The following is a 16379-nucleotide window of genomic DNA, read 5'->3' as shown; positions in this document are numbered from 1 at the left end:
AGATTCCCATGTCACTGCTAGAAATCAAGAATCTCAACGTTCGCTTCGGCGACGCCACCGCCGTGCCGGTGGTCGACGGCCTGGACCTGACCGTGGAAAAGGGCGAAGTACTGGCCATCGTCGGCGAATCGGGCTCGGGTAAATCGGTGACCATGATGGCGCTGATGGGCCTGATCGAGCATCCCGGCATTGTCACCGCCGATGCACTGAACTTCGACGGCAAGAACATGCTCAAGCTGAGCAGCCGCCAGCGCCGGCAGATCGTCGGCAAGGACCTGGCGATGGTCTTCCAGGACCCGATGACCGCGCTCAACCCCAGCTACACCGTGGGTTTCCAGATTGAAGAAGTGCTGCGCCTGCACCTGAAGATGTCCGGCAAGGCCGCCCGCAAGCGCGCCATCGAGCTGCTGGAAAAGGTCGAGATCCCCGGCGCGGCCAGCCGCATGGACGCCTACCCGCATCAACTGTCCGGCGGCATGAGCCAGCGCGTGGCGATTGCCATGGCGATTGCCGGCGAGCCGAAACTGTTGATCGCCGACGAACCGACCACCGCCCTGGACGTGACCATCCAGGCGCAGATCATGGACCTGCTGCTGGCCCTGCAAAAAGAGCAGGACATGGGCCTGGTGCTGATCACCCACGACCTGGCCGTGGTGGCTGAAACCGCCCAGCGCGTGTGCGTGATGTACGCCGGCCAAGCGGTGGAAGTGGGCAAGGTGCCGGAGCTGTTCGACATCCCCGCCCACCCGTACAGCGAAGCGTTGCTGGCGGCGATTCCGGAGCACAGCATGGGCGCCGAGCGCCTGGCGACCTTGCCCGGCATCGTCCCCGGTCGCTACGACCGTCCGCAAGGCTGCCTGCTGTCACCGCGCTGCCCCTATGTGCAGGACAACTGCCGCCAGCAACGCCCGGCCCTTGATCCGAAATCCAACAGCCTCGCCCGCTGCTTCTACCCGTTGAACCAGGAGGTGGCGTGATGGCCGTCGTACTTACCGCCCGTGACCTGACCCGTCATTACGAAGTGTCCCGTGGCATGTTCAAGGGCCATGCGACCGTGCGCGCCCTCAACGGTGTGTCGTTCGAACTGGAAGCTGGCAAGACCCTGGCCGTGGTGGGTGAATCCGGCTGCGGCAAATCCACCCTCGCCCGGGCCCTGACGCTGATCGAAGAACCGTCCTCCGGCTCCTTGAAAATCGCCGGCCAGGAAGTGACCGGTGCCAACAAGGCCGAGCGCAAGCAATTGCGTAAAGACGTGCAGATGGTCTTCCAGAGCCCGTATGCGTCCCTCAACCCGCGGCAGAAAATCGGTGATCAGCTGGCCGAGCCGTTGCTGATCAACACCAGCCTGTCGGCCACCGAGCGGCGGGAAAAAGTCCAGGCGATGATGAAGCAGGTGGGCCTGCGCCCCGAGCATTACCAGCGCTACCCGCACATGTTCTCCGGCGGCCAGCGCCAGCGCATCGCCCTGGCCCGCGCCATGATGTTGCAACCCAAGGTGCTGGTGGCGGACGAACCGACGTCGGCGCTGGACGTGTCGATCCAGGCCCAGGTGCTGAACCTGTTCATGGACTTGCAGGAGGAATTCAACACCGCCTACGTGTTCATTTCCCACAACCTGGCGGTGGTGCAACACGTGGCCGACGACGTGATGGTGATGTACCTCGGTCGCCCGGTGGAAATGGGCCCCAACGAGTCGATCTACAGTCGCCCGCTGCACCCGTACACCCAGGCGCTGCTGTCGGCCACCCCGACCATCCACCCGGACCCGAACAAGCCGAAGATCAAGATCGTCGGCGAACTGCCCAACCCGCTCAACCCACCGTCCGGCTGCGCCTTCCACAAGCGCTGCCCGTACGCAACCGAGCGCTGCAAGACGGAAGAACCGGCCCTGCGCTTGCTCGATAACCGGCAGGTAGCGTGTCACTACGCCGAGCAGTTCCTCGAAGGCGCGGCGTAACAGCCAGCACTTGCGATAAACCGTGGCGAGGGAGCTTGCTCCCGCTGGGCCGCGCAGCGGACCCTCTTTTTTGGGCCTGCTGCGCAGTCCAGCGGGAGCAAGCTCCCTCGCCACAAGGGTAAGTCTTCGCCTGGGGTCATGCGCCCGGCCTAAAAAACCCCTCCAGTCCCGACTGAGTATCAGTTGGAGCTGGAGGGGTTTTCTTTTAGGTCAGATATCTACGTCTGGCTATCGCCCTCTGCATCCTCATCGTCATCTGGCGTGTCGATTGGCGCACCATCATCGTCCTCGCCATCGTCCGAATCACCTGCGTCCGCATCGGTCGCGGCAAGCATCCACTCACCGTGCACCACCGAGCCACTCGACGCGTGCTGCTCGTGCTCATCGCATTCCGCCCACGCAGCCGTGGACCCCAGAGACAGCATCACCAGCACCTTCAGCAAAAACATCATGCGTAGAAGCTTGTTCATAGCCAATTCCTTCTTTTCCGGATAAAGCCGGGGCCTGACGGCGCTCAAGAAAATCTAGTTCTGAACAGGCCGGTTCACCAGATAGGACGCTTAAGAACAACCAGAAATGCCGCTGCCCGACAGATTGGTTTCGAATAAGGGTTATCTCCAAACCTACTAACGCCCGTATGGGGGCAGGTTTGCTCTCACAAGGAGATCTGTGCCGAACACAAGTATTTGCCCATGAAGATCCAGTGTGGGAGCGAGCCTGCTCGCGATGACGGCGGCACATCCGACATAGATGCTGACTGACCCACCGCTATCGCGAGCAGGCTCGCTCCCACAGTGAGTTATTTATGTTCAGGACATGGGACAAGCCATAAAAAACCCCCGCTGTTTTCACAACGGGGGTTTTGATTTGCAGCTCAGCGTTTAGTGATGCTCGCGGGTCGCGCGGAATTTCACGTCCGGCCAGCGCTCTTCCATCAGCGCCAGGTTGACCCGGGTCGGGGCCAGGTAGGTCAGGTGACCACCGCCGTCCAAAGCAAGGTTTTCCACGGCCTTGTTGGAAAACTCCTCGAGTTTCTTCTTGTCGCCACATTCAACCCAACGGGCGGAATACACGGTGATCGGCTCGTAGGAGCACTCGACCTTGTATTCCTCTTTCAAGCGGCTGGCGACGACGTCGAACTGCAGCACACCGACGGCGCCGAGGATGATGTCGTTGCTGCGCTCCGGGAAGAACACCTGGGTGGCGCCCTCCTCGGCCAGTTGCTGCAGGCCCTGGCGCAGTTGCTTGGACTTGAGCGGGTCTTTCAGGCGCACGCGGCGGAACAGTTCCGGGGCGAAGTGCGGAATGCCGGTGAAACCCAAGGCTTCGCCTTCGGTGAAGGTGTCGCCGATCTGGATGGTGCCGTGGTTATGCAAACCGATGATGTCGCCGGCGAAGGCCTCTTCCAGTTGCTCGCGCTCCGAGGAGAAAAAGGTCAGGGCGTCGCCGATGCGCACGTCCTTGCCGGTACGCACGTGGCGCATCTTCATGCCTTTTTCGTACTTGCCGGAGCAAATGCGCATGAAGGCGATGCGGTCGCGGTGCTTGGGGTCCATGTTCGCCTGGATCTTGAACACGAAGCCCGAGAACTTCTCCTCCACCGGTTCCACGGTGCGCTCGTTGGCGACGCGGGCCAGCGGGCGCGGGGCCCAATCGACCACGGCGTCGAGCACATGGTCGACACCGAAGTTGCCCAGGGCGGTACCGAAGAACACCGGGGTCAGTTGGCCGTCGAGGAATTCCTGCTGGTCGAATTCATGACAGGCGCCCTGCACCAGTTCCAGTTGCTCGACAAAACGCTCGTACTCGTCGCCCAAGTGCGCGCGAGCCTCGTCGGAGTCGAGCTTCTCGATGATCTTGACTTCGGTGCGCTCATGGCCGTGACCGGCGGTGTAGACGATGATGTAGTCGTCGGCCAGGTGGTACACGCCCTTGAAGTCGCGGTAGCAACCGATCGGCCAGGTGATCGGCGCCGCCTTGATCTTCAGGACCGCTTCGATCTCGTCGAGCAGTTCGATCGGGTCGCGGATATCACGGTCGAGTTTGTTGATGAAGCTGACAATCGGCGTGTCCCGCAGGCGGCAGACGTCCATCAGCGCGATGGTCCGTGGCTCGACGCCTTTACCGCCGTCGAGGACCATCAGCGCCGAGTCCACTGCCGTCAGGGTGCGATAGGTGTCTTCGGAGAAGTCTTCGTGGCCCGGGGTGTCGAGCAGGTTGATCATGTGCTCGCGATACGGGAACTGCATGACCGACGTGGTAATGGAAATACCCCGTTGTTTTTCCATTTCCATCCAGTCGGAGGTGGCATGGCGGTCGGACTTGCGAGATTTCACCGTGCCGGCGACCGCAATCGCCTTGCCCATCAGCAAGAGCTTCTCGGTGATGGTGGTCTTACCGGCATCGGGGTGGGAAATAATGGCGAAAGTGCGGCGTTTCGCGACTTCGGCGGCCTGTTTGGTCATGGGAAATCGCCTGGCAGGTGATTCAAAAAAGGGCGGCGATTATAGCTCAACTTGCGCCAGGAACCGAACCGTTGAGCACATCCAGGGTGGCCAGATCTTCCCTGGCATGGGAACCTTTTGCCGCGTGGAGGCGTCCACCCCCCTGTTACGGCTATTCGTCAGGGTCTGAAAAATCAGCAAGTTAGCCTGACGAGGCTGCGCTCATGGCTCGATTTGGCGGCCGTTTACCGGCATCCAAAGAGCTGCTTCTCGCGAACGTTTTCCCGGCAACCAGTGATGGTTCGCCGCCCGGGAAAGCGTGCGCCGACTGAAAGACAAAGGAGTCCGCCTGTGGCTATCCGCTATGGCAAAGGGCTTATCGGGGGGGCGGTCGTCGTCGCGCTCCTGGCCCTGTTGGTCCACTGGATCGGCATCGATACGATCCAACGCTACCAAGACGATCTGCTGTTTTACCTGCAAGCGCACCTGATGCTTGTATTGGCCTCCATGCTGGCGGCCCTGATTGTCGGCATCCCCGCCGGCATCGCCTTAAGCCGCCCCAGCCTGGTCGGGCGCGCCGAACGCTTCATGCGAGTGTTCAACATCGGTAACACCGTACCGCCCCTGGCCGTACTGGCCATCGCCCTGGGCATCCTGGGCATCGGCAGCGGGCCCGCCATCTTCGCCCTGTTCCTCGCCTCGTTGCTGCCCATCGTGCGCAACACCTATGAAGGCCTGAAGAATGTCCAGGGCTCCCTCAAGGAAGCCGCCGTCGGCATCGGCATGACCCCGCGCCAAGTGCTGTGGAAAGTCGAGTTGCCCAATGCCGTGCCGATCATCATCGGCGGCGTGCGCGTGGCCCTGGCGATCAACGTCGGCACCGCGCCCCTGGCGTTCCTGATCGGCGCCAACAGCCTCGGCAGCCTGATCTTCCCCGGCATTGCCTTGAACAACCAGCCGCAGTTGCTGCTCGGCGCGGCCTGCACCGCCCTGCTGGCGTTGCTGCTCGACGGCCTGGTGACACTGGCCAGCCGCCTCTGGCTGGAACGCGGCCTGCGCCCGTCATAAGCCTGGCCGGATAAAGGAAATCGTTATGAAGAAGTTGAGCTTGATACTGGGCTGTGTCCTGCTGTTCGCGGGATTGGCCCAAGCCGCTGAAAAACCGCTGATCCGCCTCGGCGCGCGGGTGTTCACCGAACAGACGCTGCTGGCGGAAATCACCGCGCAATACCTGCGCAGCAAGGGCTACGACGCACAGATCACCGGTGGCCTGGGCAGTAACCTGGCCCGCAGCGCCCATGAAACCGGGCAATTGGACCTGCTGTGGGAATACACCGGCGTGTCGCTGGTGGCCTACAACCACGTCACCGAGAAACTCGACAGCGCCCAGTCCTACGCCCGAGTGAAAGAACTCGACGCGAAAAAAGGCCTGGCCTGGCTGGCGCCGTCGAAGTTCAGCAACACCTACGCCCTGGCCCTGCCGGAAAAAATCGCCCGCCAATACCCGCAGATCAACAGCATCAGCCAGTTGAACACGGTGTTGCAGGCCGAAGCCGATGACAATCACCTGGTAGCCCTGGACACCGAGTTCGCCAACCGCTCCGACGGCCTGGCGGGCATGGTCGAGCAGTACGGCATGAACCTGACCCGCAAGAATATCCGGCAGATGGACGCGGGTCTGGTCTACACCGCCTTGCGCAACGGCCAGGTATTCGCCGGGCTGGTGTACACCACCGACGGTCGGCTGAACGCGTTCAAGCTGAAATTGCTGGAAGACGACAAGCATTACTTCCCCGACTACACCGCCGCGCCAGTGGTGCGCCAGGCGTTCCTCGACGCCCATCCGCAACTGGCCGCACAGCTCAAGCCTCTGGCCGAACTGTTCGACGATGCAACCATGCGCCAGCTCAACGCCCGCGTGGACGTCAACCACGAAAGCCCTTCCACCGTTGCCGCCGATTTCCTGCGCCAACATTCGCTGCTCTCAACCCAATGACCTGGAGGAAAAGCCATGGATTTTCTTGACGCCTTTTCCCATCTGGACTGGCCGCTGGTGCTGCACCTGACTTGGCAGCACATCACCCTGGTGGGCATCGCCGTGACCCTGGCGATTGTCGTCGGCGTGCCGCTGGGCATCTTCATGACCCGCTTTCCGGCGCTCGCCGGCCCATTGCAGGCCAGCGCCACGGTGCTGCTGACGATTCCGTCGATTGCCCTGTTCGGCCTGTTGCTGCCGTTCTATTCCAAATTCGGCCAGGGCCTGGGGCCGATGCCGGCGATCACCGCCGTGTTCCTCTATTCCCTGCTGCCAATCATGCGCAACACCTACCTGGCCCTCACCGGCGTCGAACCGGGCATCCGTGAAGCCGCCCGCGGCATTGGCATGACTTTCGGCCAGCGCCTGCGCATGGTCGAACTGCCCATCGCCGTGCCGGTGATCCTGGCCGGCGTGCGCACCGCCGTGGTCATGAACATCGGTGTCATGACCATCGCCGCCACCATCGGTGCCGGTGGCCTGGGCGTACTCATCCTCGCTTCCATCAGCCGCAGCGACATGTCGATGCTGATCGTCGGCGCCGTGCTGGTCAGTCTCCTGGCCATCTTCGCCGACCTGCTTCTGCAATGGCTGCAACGCTCGCTGACCCCAAAAGGACTATTGAAATGATCGAACTTCAAAACCTCAGCAAAACCTTCAAGAGCAACGGCAAAGACGTCAAGGCCGTGGACTCGGTGAACCTGATCGTCAACGAAGGCGAGATCTGCGTGTTCCTCGGGCCGTCGGGCTGTGGCAAAAGCACCACGCTGAAGATGATCAATCGTCTGATCCCGCCCACCTCGGGCAAAGTCCTGATCAATGGCGAGGACACCACCGGCCTGGACGAAGTGACCCTGCGTCGCAACATCGGCTACGTGATCCAGCAGATCGGCCTGTTCCCGAACATGACCATCGAGGAGAACATCACCGTGGTCCCGCGCCTGCTCGGCTGGGACAAGCAGAAATGCCACGACCGTGCCCGCGAGTTGATGAGCATGATCAAGCTCGAGCCCAAGCAATACCTGCATCGCTACCCCCGCGAACTGTCGGGCGGCCAGCAGCAACGGATCGGCGTGATCCGCGCTCTGGCGGCCGATGCGCCACTGCTGCTGATGGACGAACCCTTCGGCGCGGTGGACCCGATCAACCGCGAGATGATCCAGAACGAGTTCTTCGAGATGCAACGGGCGCTGAACAAGACCGTGATCATGGTCAGCCACGACATCGACGAAGCCATCAAGCTGGGGGACAAGATCGCGATCTTCCGCGCCGGCAAGCTGGTCCAGTGCGATCACCCGGACACCCTGCTGGCGCATCCTGCCGATGAGTTCGTCAGCAACTTCGTCGGCCAGGACAGCACCCTCAAGCGCCTGTTGCTGGTCAAGGCCGAGGACGCGGCGGACAACGCTCCGTCGGTCAGCCCCGAGACGCCGGTGAATGAGGCCCTGGAGCTGATGGACGAACATGACCGCCGCTACGTGGTGGTCACCTGTGCCGAGAACAAGGCCCTGGGCTATGTCCGCCGTCGCGACCTGTACCGCCAGGCCGGCACGTGCGGCCAATACCTGCGCGAATTCAACGCCACCGCCGCCTACGACGAACACCTGCGGATCCTGTTGTCGCGCATGTACGAGTTCAACCGGTCGTGGCTGCCGGTGATGGACGCCGAGCGGGTGTTCCTCGGTGAAGTGACCCAGGAATCGATTGCCGAGTACCTGAGCTCCGGTAAATCCCGTGGGGGCAAGACCAGCATTGTTTCGCCGGCCGAGACCGCGTTGGCCTGATCAGGCACCGCAGGCTTTGTGGCGAGGTTTTTGTGGCGAGGGAGCTTGCTCCCGCTGGGTCGCGAAGCGGCCCCCAAAAAAGCGATGAGCGCTTCGCACTCAAGCGGGAGCAAGCTCCCTCGCCACAAAGCCCCCCATTGAATAGCCTCAATAAACCTATTGAGGGGAACATCAATCTGTCACGCCGGTCGGTTACATCATGAGCTGTCGCGGGCCGCACGACGGATGTGTGCAAAAACGCGACATTTTTAGTTGATCTCAGGCCCCTCACGCCCTAAAGTTCGCGCCGAACGTCCATGCTGGAAACGATCCATCCGGCTCAAGTACTGACGACGAGACAGCAAGGCCAAGGGAATCATGCATCCCATGGCCTTTTTGCTTTCGGCGACATGCCTTGGGAAGTAGGCGAACCAAAGTGGGGATACGGAGGACGTTCACGAGGGCTGCTTGCCCTCACACCCATTGATCCTGATGTTTGCCAGTAGGAGTCCCAAGTATGTCGATCCAGGTCGAAGATTATTTCGCGCGCGAAACCTTCCAGAAAATGAAGGCGTTCGCCGACAAGCAGGAAACCCCGTTCGTGGTGATCGACACCGCGATGATCGCCCAGGCCTATGACGACCTGCGCGCCGGTTTCGAATTCGCCAAGGTCTACTACGCCGTCAAGGCCAACCCGGCGGTGGAAATCATCGACCTGCTCAAGGATAAAGGCTCGAACTTCGACATCGCCTCGATCTACGAGCTGGACAAGGTCATGAGCCGCGGCGTGGGCCCGGATCAGATCAGCTATGGCAACACCATCAAGAAATCCCGCGACATTCGCTACTTCTACGAGAAGGGCGTGCGCCTGTACGCCACCGACTCCGAAGCCGACCTGCGCAACATCGCCAAGGCTGCGCCGGGCTCGAAAGTCTATGTGCGCATTCTCACCGAAGGCTCGACCACCGCTGACTGGCCGTTGTCGCGCAAGTTCGGCTGCCAGACCGACATGGCCATGGACCTGCTGATCCTGGCTCGCGACCTGGGCCTGGTGCCGTATGGCATTTCGTTCCACGTTGGCTCGCAACAGCGCGACATCAGCGTCTGGGACGCAGCCATCGCCAAGGTCAAGGTGATCTTCGAGCGTTTGAAAGAAGAAGACGGCATAGTCCTGAAGCTGATCAACATGGGTGGCGGCTTCCCGGCCAACTACATCACCCGCACCAACAGCCTGGAAACCTACGCCGAGGAGATCATCCGCTTCCTCAAGGAAGACTTCGGCGACGACCTGCCGGAAATCATCCTGGAGCCGGGCCGTTCGTTGATCGCCAACGCCGGTATCCTGGTCAGCGAAGTGGTGCTGGTGGCGCGCAAGTCCCGTACCGCCGTCGAGCGTTGGGTATACACCGATGTGGGCAAGTTCTCCGGCCTGATCGAAACCATGGACGAAGCCATCAAGTTCCCGATCTGGACCGAGAAAAAAGGCGAGATGGAAGAAGTGGTCATCGCCGGCCCGACCTGCGACAGCGCCGACATCATGTACGAAAACTACAAGTACGGTTTGCCGCTGAACCTGGCCATCGGTGACCGCCTGTACTGGCTGTCGACCGGTGCCTACACCACCAGTTACAGCGCGGTGGAATTCAATGGCTTCCCGCCGCTGAAGTCGTTCTACGTATAACGCGCTGATCGCCGGCCCCGAAAGCCCGTGACTGTGTCACGGGCTTTTTTGTGGGAGCAAGACTTGCCCGCGATGGAAGCAATACGGTCTTCCAGAAGTCGAGGCGCCTGTTTCGCGAGCAAGCTTTGCTCCCACAGTCCAGCGGGGCGATGCGACGTTTCGATAGATCTCCTCGCCACAAGGAGGTGTTCGATACATCATCCACTTAGACAATCGGCCACAAAAATAGCCCCGTTCATCCCCATAGAGCATGGCTTTTATGTGTGTTTATTAATGATTCTCGATAACATGCGCGCCGTGATGAACAGTAATGACTCAAAGGCGGGCGACGTGTTGAAGAAAACCCTGTTCCAGTTGCACTGGTTTTTCGGCATCAGTGCCGGGCTGGTCCTGGCGTTGATGGGCGTTACCGGGGCGGCTGTGTCGTTTCAGGATGAAATCCTGCGAGCCTTGAATCCGCAGGTACTGACGGTCGAGAAGCAACCGGCCGGCGTCCTGCCGCCCGCCGAACTGGTGGAGCAGATCGAAGCCGTCTCCGGCAAGACCGTCGCCATGCTCTGGGTCGAGACTGACAGCGGCAACGCCGCGCGGGTGATCTTCGCGGCACCGCCTGGGGAAAAGCGCGGGCCAATGCGCTATTTCAATCCGTACAACGCTCAGTTCATGGGTGATGTGGTGGGCCAGGATTTCTTCGGCCTGCTGCTCAGGCTGCACCGCGTCCTGACCCTGAATGACGTGGGCCGGCAAATCACCGGTGCCTGCACGTTGATCCTGGTGTTTTTCTGCCTGTCCGGGCTGTACTTGCGTTGGCCGCGCCAATGGAAAAACTGGCGTGCCTGGCTGACCCTCGACTGGGGGAAAAAAGGTCGTAGCTTCAATTGGGACCTGCACTCGGTGGCAGGCACCTGGTGCCTGCTGTTCTACCTGCTGGCGGCACTGACCGGGCTGACCTGGTCCTACGAGTGGTACAACAAAGGCGTGACCCGCCTGCTCTCCGATTCCCCCAAAGAGGAACGGGTGCGCAATCGCGGTCCAGCGCCGAGCGGCCCACTGCCAGTGGCCGATTACCGGGCGATGTGGAGCAGCATCTACAGCGCCGCCGGCCCCGGTTTGTCCGCCTATAACGTGCGCATGCCGCCCGTGGCCGGGCAGCCGGCCACCGTGTTCTACTTGCTGAAAAACTCGCCCCATGACCGAGCACTGAACCAGCTCATCCTCGACCCGGCCACCGGCGTTGTCAGCCGGCACAGCCGCTACAGCGACAAGAGCCTCAAGGCGCAATTGCTGACCAGTGTCTATGCCCTGCATGTCGGCAGTTACTTCGGCCTGGTCGGGCGGATCCTGGTGACCGTCGCCGCGCTGACCATGCCGCTGTTCTTCATCACCGGCTGGTTGTTGTACCTGGACCGTCGCCGCAAGAAACGCCAAGTCCGGCAAGCCCGCCAGGCACTCATCGCGCCCCCGGACCATGCACCGGCCTGGCTGATCGGCTTCGCCAGCCAAAGCGGTTTCGCCGAGCGCCTGGCCTGGCAGACCGCCGGCCAACTCCAGGCGGCCGGCCTGCCGGTGAAGGTCCAGCCGCTGGCTGATGTTCGTGAGCAGGACTTGAACGACACCACCCACGCGCTGTTTGTCGTCAGCACTTTTGGCGACGGCGAAGGGCCGGACAGTGCCCGCGGTTTCGAACGCAAGGTGCTGGGCCAGGCCTTGAGCCTGGAGCGCCTGCAATATTCGGTGCTGGGCCTGGGCGACCGGCAATATGAACACTTCTGTGGTTTCGCCCGACGCCTGCACGCCTGGCTGGCGGAACACGGCGGCAAGACCCTGTTCGCGCCAGTGGAAGTCGACAGCGGCGACCCTTACGCCCTGCGCCACTGGCAACAACAACTGGCCGAACTGACCGGCCAGGCGCCAGTGGACACCTGGCAGGCACCCAGCTTCGAAAACTGGACCCTCAGCCAACGCACCCTGCTCAACCCCGCCAGCAGCGGCTCGGGCGTGTACCTGCTGGGCCTCACCGCCCCCGGCCCGAGCAGTTGGCTGGCCGGTGACCTGGTGGAGATCCTGCCGCGCAATGACCTGTGGGCCATCGAGCATTTCCTCGACGGGCTCGGCCTCTCCGGCCACGCGCGCGTGCAAGTCGATGGCCTGGCCCAGAGCCTCGTTCAGGCGCTGGCGACCCGCCAACTGCCGGAGAACCGCTCCCATCTGGTTGGCCTGCATGCCCAGGCACTGGTGGATGCGTTGGCGCCGCTGGCAATGCGCGAGTATTCCATCGCCTCGATCCCGGCCGACGGAGTGCTGGAGCTGATCGTACGCCAGGAGCGCCATGCCGACGGCAGCCTGGGCGTCGGTTCCGGCTGGCTGACCGAACACGCACCGCTGGGCAGCGCCATCAGCCTGCGGCTGCGTCGCAACAGTAGCTTCCATCTGCCGGCCCAGGGCGTGCCGATGGTCCTGCTGGGCAACGGCACCGGCCTGGCCGGCCTGCGCAGCCTGCTCAAGGCCCGCGTCGCCGAAGGCATGCAGCGCAACTGGTTGCTGTTCGGCGAACGCAACCGCGAACACGACTTCCACTGCCGCGACGAACTGCAGGAATGGGTGACTTCCGGCGACCTGGAACGCCTGGACCTGGCGTTCTCCCGGGATCAGCAACAGAAAATCTACGTCCAGGATCGCCTGCTGGAATCGGCCGCACTGCTCAAGCAATGGCTGGCCGACGGTGCGGTGATCTATGTCTGCGGCAGCTTGCAGGGCATGGCGTCAGGGGTGGATCACGTGCTCAACATGGTGCTGGGGCGCGAGGAAGTGGAGCGGCTGATCGAGCAGGGGCGGTATCGGCGGGATGTCTACTGACAGACCCTCATCCACAGCCACACACCATCACCTGTGGGAGCGAGCCTGCTCGCGATAGCGGAGTATCAGACAGCCTATGTGTCGGCTGACAAACCGCATCGCGAGCAGGCTCGCTCCCACAGAAGATAACTACAGCCAATCATCAAACCGGCTGCAACTTCTTCTCGAACACCGCCACGCCTTCCAGATCCCGCAACACCACGCTCATCTCCCCGCTCTGCCCGTCGATGTTCACTTCGCCAAAGAACTGATACCCGGCGAACGGCGAGGTGTTCTGGGCCGGTGGGGCTTTCTGGAACACCACCTCGGGGCCGAAGGTCTTGTCCAGGGCATTGGGCCCGAAGCTGCCAGCGTTCAATGGCCCGGCGACGAATTCCCAGAACGGTTCGAAATCCTGGAACGCGGCTTGTTCGGGGTGGTAGTGGTGAGCGGCGCAATAGTGGACATCGGCGGTGAGCCAGACGTAGTTGCGCACTTGATGCTTACGCAGGTAACCGAGCAATTCGGCGATTTCCAGCTCACGCCCCTGGGCCGCGCCCGGGTCACCGTTGGCGACCGCTTCCCAGCGCGGCACGCCGGGGCTGACCTCGCCATCCGGCACGCCCAGGCCGATGGGCATGTCGGCGGCGATGACTTTCCACTGGGCACGGGAGTGCTTCAATTCGCGCTTGAGCCAATTCAATTGCTCACGCCCCAGGAACGGTTTGGCCGCGCCGAGGTTGGCGTCATTGGCTCCGCGGTAACTGCGCATGTCCAGCACGAACACATCCAGCAGCGGCCCGTAACCGAGCTTGCGGTAGATGCGCCCACCGCCGTCGGCCTTCTGCCGGCGCATCGGTGCGTATTCCAGCCAGGCCTGTCGCGCCCGGCCGACGAGGCTGTGGATATCCTTGGTCTGGTAGCGCTCGTCCAGTTGCTTGCCCGGCGACCAGTTGTTGACCACTTCATGGTCGTCCCACTGCCAGATCTGTGGCACTTCGGCGTTGAAGCGGCGCACGTTTTCGTCCATCAGGTTGTAGCGATAGTTGCCGCGATATTCATCCAGGGTCTCGGCGACCTTGCTCTTGGCTGCGGTGGTGAGGTTGCGCCAGACGCGTCCACCCTCGGTGGTGATCTGCGCCGGCACCGGGCCGTCGGCATAAATGGTGTCGCCGCTGTGGATAAAAAAGTCCGGCAGGCGCAGGCGCATGGCTTCGTAGATGCGCATGCCGCCGATGTCCGGGTTGATCCCGAAACCCTGGCCGACGGTATCGCCGCTCCAGACAAAGCGGATGTTGCGCTTGAACTGCGGCACGCTGCGCAGGTGGCCAAGCCAGCGCTCACTGGCGACGCCGCTCTGGGCGTCTTCGAAATGCACGCGGTAGAAAATCGCCTGGTCGGGCGGCAGGCCGGTGAGTTCGAGCCGGGCGGTGAAATCGCTGCGCGAGTCAGCCAGTGGCGAGACGAAGCGGCGGGGATTGCTGAATTTGCTGCGGGTGTCCCACTCCACCACCATCCGCGCCGGGCGGTCGCTGCGGCTCCAGATCATCGCCCGGTCGCCCTGCAAGTCGCCCGACTGCACCCCCTCGGTGAGCACCGGCCGATCCTTGACCGAAGCCATCACCGCCGGCGCCAGCCCCGGCAACAACAACCCCGCCCCCACGGCTTGCATCACACGGCGACGGCCCAGGTCGAATTCGCTCATGGTGTTCTCCCTTGAAATGGGAAAACTTAAGCATGGCTCTGTGAAATGGCTGTGACAGGAATTTTATAACCACCCCAAAACCACTGTGGGAGCGAGCCTGCTCGCGATTGCAGAGTGTCAGGCAACCCATTTGTCGACTGACACACCGCTATCGCGAGCAGGCTCGCTCCCACAGGGAATTTCATTGTTCAAATAAAAGTGATCAAGCCTTCGCCGGCTCCAACGCCATCTCCACCACCTCAGGCCGCTTGAGCAGCGCATACGCCACTCCCGTCAGCAGGCTCCCCGCCACGATCGCCAGCAAATACAACAGCGCATGGTTGATGGCGTTGGGGATCAGCATCACGAACAGCCCGCCGTGGGGGGCCATGAGTTTGCAGCCGAAGTACATCGACAGCGCACCGGTCAGCGCGCCGCCGGCGATGCTGGCCGGGATCACCCGCAGCGGGTCCTTGGCGGCGAACGGGATCGCCCCTTCGGAGATGAAGCACAGCCCCAGCACCAGCGCCGCTTTACCGGCCTCGCGCTCGGTCTGGGCGAATTTACGCCGGGCAATGAAGGTGGCGATGCCCAGGCCAATCGGCGGCACCATGCCGGCGGCCATGGTCGCGGCCATCGGCGCATAACTCTGCGACGCCAGCAGCCCAACCGAAAACGCATAGGCGGCCTTGTTGATCGGCCCGCCGAGGTCGACGCACATCATCGCTCCCAACAGCACGCCCAGCAGAATCGCATTGGTGGTACCCATGCTGTCGAGGAAATGGGTCAGCCCTTCGAGCATGCCCGCCACCGGTTTGCCGACGATGTAGATCATCACCAGGCCAGTGATCAGGCTCGCCAATAGTGGGATGATCAGGATCGGCTTGAGCGCTTCCAGGCTCTGGGGCAGGCGCGCGTAGCGGTTGATCGCCTTGGCCACGTAACCGGCCAGGAAACCGGCGATGATCCCGCCAATGAAACCGGCGCCCAAGGTGCTCGCGAGCAGCCCGCCGATCATGCCCGGCGCCAGGCCCGGGCGGTCGGCGATAGAATAGGCGATGTAGCCGGCCAACAATGGCACCATCAATTTGAACGCGGTGTCGCCGCCGATCTGCATCAGCGCGGCCGCCAGCGTGCCGGGCTCCTTGAAGGCGGTGATGCCGAACACGAACGACAAGGCGATCAACAGACCACCGGCCACCACCATCGGCAGCATGAACGACACACCCGTCAGCAGGTGCTTGTAGACGCCGGTCTTCTCCGACTTGGCCGGGGCGCTGGCGCCGCTCGACGCACTTTCCTGGCGACCTTCGACCAACGCCTTGTTCAGCGTCGCTTCGGCCTGTTTCAAGGCAATGCCCGTGCTGCAGCGGTAGATTTTCTTGCCGGCAAAACGCTCGGTGGCGACTTCGATGTCGGTCGCCAGCAGCACCACGTCCGCCTCGGCGATGGCCTCGGGGCTCAGCGGGTTGCGTGCGCCCACCGAACCCTGGGTTTCCACTTGCAGGTCGTAGCCCAGCTTCTTCGCTGCCTGCTGCAATGCCTCGGCGGCCATGAAGGTATGGGCAACGCCTGTCGGGCAGGCGGTGATAGCGACCAGGCGTGGCGCGCGTTCGCTCGACACCGTTGGCACCTGCTCCACGACATCCGAGGCGAGAAAGACCTTGGCCTCTTCGGCGCCGCGCCGCAGCACCGAATCGACGTCTTGCAGGGCCTGGGCCGGCGTGCTGCGGAACAGACGCTTGCCGACGAAACGCGACATATCCACCGGGCCGCTGGCAACCAGCAAGACCCATTCGGCCGCTTCGAGAGTCGCGGCCGATAACTGGCGTTCCGGATGGGCGGCGTCATGGACTTCGACACTGGTGCTCCAACCCTGGCGCTGAGCCGCGGCGTCCAGCAGGCGGGCGCACAACACACTGGTGACCATGCCGTTGGGGCAGGCCGTCACAATGGCTAGTTTCATTCTTGCGAACCCTC

At 62.4% G+C, this 16379-nt stretch carries 12 protein-coding genes; 8 read left to right on the top strand and 4 right to left on the bottom strand.

Features of this window, described 5'->3' with window-relative positions; genetic code table 11:
- Positions 1–8: 8 nt before the first annotated feature.
- The gene (locus tag PSH86_RS04485; RefSeq protein ID WP_109753515.1) at positions 9–977 is read left to right on the top strand and encodes an ABC transporter ATP-binding protein; all 969 of its coding nucleotides are present in this window, start codon (positions 9–11) and stop codon (positions 975–977) included.
- Complete coding sequence (locus tag PSH86_RS04480; protein ID WP_109753514.1) at positions 977–1957, top strand: peptide ABC transporter ATP-binding protein; 981 nt, start codon at positions 977–979, stop codon at positions 1955–1957. Before PSH86_RS04485 ends, PSH86_RS04480 begins: the two co-directional genes overlap by 1 nt.
- A gap of 218 nt (positions 1958–2175) precedes the next feature.
- Here the strand turns inward: PSH86_RS04480 and PSH86_RS04475 are convergent, their stop codons facing one another.
- Together PSH86_RS04475 and PSH86_RS04470 are read right to left on the bottom strand one after the other, a co-directional pair.
- Complete coding sequence (locus PSH86_RS04475; RefSeq protein ID WP_109753513.1) at positions 2176–2427, bottom strand: hypothetical protein; 252 nt, start codon at positions 2425–2427, stop codon at positions 2176–2178.
- A gap of 411 nt (positions 2428–2838) precedes the next feature.
- Positions 2839–4422 carry a peptide chain release factor 3 gene (locus PSH86_RS04470; protein WP_116834164.1) on the bottom strand — a complete coding sequence of 528 codons (1584 nt, stop codon included), beginning with the start codon at positions 4420–4422 and terminating at the stop codon, positions 2839–2841.
- 330 nt (positions 4423–4752) lie between these two features.
- Between PSH86_RS04470 and PSH86_RS04465 the strand changes: the two genes are divergently transcribed.
- The 6 genes from PSH86_RS04465 to PSH86_RS04440 all read left to right on the top strand — a co-directional run bounded on the left by PSH86_RS04465 (position 4753) and on the right by PSH86_RS04440 (position 12736).
- Positions 4753–5469 carry an ABC transporter permease gene (locus tag PSH86_RS04465; protein ID WP_305488152.1) on the top strand — a complete coding sequence of 239 codons (717 nt, stop codon included), beginning with the start codon at positions 4753–4755 and terminating at the stop codon, positions 5467–5469.
- A 25-nt stretch (positions 5470–5494) separates the two neighbouring features.
- A complete protein-coding gene (locus PSH86_RS04460; RefSeq protein ID WP_109753510.1) occupies positions 5495–6397 on the top strand; it encodes a glycine betaine ABC transporter substrate-binding protein in 903 nt (300 codons plus the stop codon).
- Positions 6398–6412: 15 nt separating this feature from the next.
- On the top strand, positions 6413–7066 hold the full coding sequence (locus PSH86_RS04455; RefSeq protein WP_003197757.1) for an ABC transporter permease: 654 nt from the start codon (positions 6413–6415) through the stop codon (positions 7064–7066).
- A complete protein-coding gene (locus PSH86_RS04450) occupies positions 7063–8220 on the top strand; it encodes a betaine/proline/choline family ABC transporter ATP-binding protein (protein WP_305488149.1) in 1158 nt (385 codons plus the stop codon). Before PSH86_RS04455 ends, PSH86_RS04450 begins: the two co-directional genes overlap by 4 nt.
- 496 nt (positions 8221–8716) lie before the next feature.
- Positions 8717–9880 carry a type III PLP-dependent enzyme gene (locus tag PSH86_RS04445; protein WP_072341133.1) on the top strand — a complete coding sequence of 388 codons (1164 nt, stop codon included), beginning with the start codon at positions 8717–8719 and terminating at the stop codon, positions 9878–9880.
- 330 nt (positions 9881–10210) lie between these two features.
- Complete coding sequence (locus tag PSH86_RS04440; protein WP_305488146.1) at positions 10211–12736, top strand: sulfite reductase flavoprotein subunit alpha; 2526 nt, start codon at positions 10211–10213, stop codon at positions 12734–12736.
- Positions 12737–12878: 142 nt separating this feature from the next.
- Here the strand turns inward: PSH86_RS04440 and PSH86_RS04435 are convergent, their stop codons facing one another.
- Both PSH86_RS04435 and PSH86_RS04430 read right to left on the bottom strand, forming a co-directional pair.
- A complete protein-coding gene (locus tag PSH86_RS04435; RefSeq protein ID WP_249015969.1) occupies positions 12879–14420 on the bottom strand; it encodes an alkaline phosphatase in 1542 nt (513 codons plus the stop codon).
- A 202-nt stretch (positions 14421–14622) separates the two neighbouring features.
- Complete coding sequence (locus PSH86_RS04430) at positions 14623–16365, bottom strand: PTS fructose-like transporter subunit IIB (protein ID WP_163855330.1); 1743 nt, start codon at positions 16363–16365, stop codon at positions 14623–14625.
- Between the last annotated feature and the right edge of the window lie 14 nt (positions 16366–16379).

It is taken from the genome of Pseudomonas sp. FP2300 (assembly GCF_030687595.1).
In the GTDB taxonomy this organism is placed as follows: domain Bacteria; phylum Pseudomonadota; class Gammaproteobacteria; order Pseudomonadales; family Pseudomonadaceae; genus Aquipseudomonas; species Aquipseudomonas bijieensis.
This window is presented reverse-complemented; position numbering and strand designations above follow the sequence as displayed.

Bases quoted from the DNA above. Each gene is read 5' to 3' on its own strand.
- PSH86_RS04485 (WP_109753515.1), top strand. From the start codon at position 9: ATGTCACTGCTAGAAATCAAGAATCTCAACGTTCGCTTCGGCGACGCC.
- PSH86_RS04480 (WP_109753514.1), top strand. From the start codon at position 977: ATGGCCGTCGTACTTACCGCCCGTGACCTGACCCGTCATTACGAAGTG.
- PSH86_RS04475 (WP_109753513.1), bottom strand. From the start codon at position 2,427: ATGAACAAGCTTCTACGCATGATGTTTTTGCTGAAGGTGCTGGTGATG.
- PSH86_RS04470 (WP_116834164.1), bottom strand. From the start codon at position 4,422: ATGACCAAACAGGCCGCCGAAGTCGCGAAACGCCGCACTTTCGCCATT.
- PSH86_RS04460 (WP_109753510.1), top strand. From the start codon at position 5,495: ATGAAGAAGTTGAGCTTGATACTGGGCTGTGTCCTGCTGTTCGCGGGA.
- PSH86_RS04455 (WP_003197757.1), top strand. From the start codon at position 6,413: ATGGATTTTCTTGACGCCTTTTCCCATCTGGACTGGCCGCTGGTGCTG.
- PSH86_RS04450 (WP_305488149.1), top strand. From the start codon at position 7,063: ATGATCGAACTTCAAAACCTCAGCAAAACCTTCAAGAGCAACGGCAAA.
- PSH86_RS04445 (WP_072341133.1), top strand. From the start codon at position 8,717: ATGTCGATCCAGGTCGAAGATTATTTCGCGCGCGAAACCTTCCAGAAA.
- PSH86_RS04435 (WP_249015969.1), bottom strand. From the start codon at position 14,420: ATGAGCGAATTCGACCTGGGCCGTCGCCGTGTGATGCAAGCCGTGGGG.
- PSH86_RS04430 (WP_163855330.1), bottom strand. From the start codon at position 16,365: ATGAAACTAGCCATTGTGACGGCCTGCCCCAACGGCATGGTCACCAGT.